Annotated in this window: 1 protein-coding gene; it reads right to left on the reverse strand. The window is 38.8% G+C overall.

Going from position 1 to position 1274, the window contains the following annotated elements; all coding sequences use genetic code 11:
* Positions 1 to 1134: IS21 family transposase (gene istA / locus JUJ52_RS23000; protein WP_228089241.1), on the reverse strand; the 1134-nt coding region annotated here is incomplete at its 3' end.
* Positions 1135 to 1274 lie beyond the last annotated feature (140 nt).

The following is a 1274-nucleotide window of genomic DNA, read 5'->3' on the forward strand; positions in this document are numbered from 1 at the left end:
TTCAGGAATAGTGTGTTTTGCAATCAATTCTCCTGTATCGGTAATATAGATGAATAGTTGTTTGTCTTCCGTTTCCTTGATACCGACGGTATCATATTTATGGAATGTTCCTAGTGGAAGAGAATACCGATTCGACAAATAACGAATTGTATTGTCCTTATGGACGCTTCTTGTTATACTATTTTCATAATTGTTTTTGATAGTTAATTTTTCTGCGACTGGTCTTAAGTGTTGCTTTTCCAAGGAGAACACTTCGACCGGTCTTTTTTTTGTTGTGTTATGGATTTTATAGTTCCCTGTTCGGTTTAGCCACTGCCAACCCTGTTCATTCCAGGAATCAATGTTGTGAAACACTCTATGTCTCGCAAAGTTATGCTTGATAAAGCCAACCACATTTTCAATTTTCCCTTTACTTTCTGGGTCAGCTTTTCTACAAACCCTAAGGTTTAAACGCCTGGTTTCCTTATAATGTTGAAACTCTTTCGTTAAGATAAGATCCCCGCCATTTTCACTGACCACGATTAAATTATCCTGATCATAAACGATTTCTCTTGGGATTCCGCCATACCACCGAAATGCCTCTTCATGTGCTTCCATCACATCCTGGGTAGTGAAAGGTCTGTCTAACCATTTTTTATATTTGTATCTCGAGTTAGACAAAACAAATGCGATAAAGCTCAGCTTCACCTCTTGATTGTCAGGTGTTCTTTGTTTTGTATGACCAAAATCAACCTGCATTTGTTCTCCCATTGGCTGGTCAGGAATAGCTTCATAATTCCGCGGTAGAGTCTCTTTCTCTATTCTATATTCAGTACGTAATTCTCTAACGTAGGCACGAACCGTGCTCTCGCCAATCTCCAGTGATTCATACCTTTCCTGTAACCAATCTTGCACTTGTGCTGCTGACATATCAGGATGTTCTCTCAGCCAGGATAAAATTAACGCTTTGTAAGGATCTAACTTTTTCTCTCTCGTTTTTATACTTTCTACCCATTCAGCCATCTCCGAAGGAGACTTCTGCAGGTTGCGATACACCGTTGATCTTGATACCCCCAACTTTTCCGCCACCTTCGATTTACTAAATCCTTGCTTAATTAACTGTTGAATCTCCATATACATTTCCCACTTATCCACCTTTTCTGCGCCCTCCATTGATGTGTGTATAATCTTAAATATCATACAATGGGAGAGCTATATATTTTACTGGTATATTTGGGTAAATAAGTGTTTCTTCTAATCTAGCGGAAACTGTCTACTTTAGTTTAGCAGTCACA

This window comes from Virgibacillus sp. AGTR, assembly GCF_016919725.2.
Lineage (GTDB): Bacteria > Bacillota > Bacilli > Bacillales > Amphibacillaceae > Virgibacillus > Virgibacillus salarius.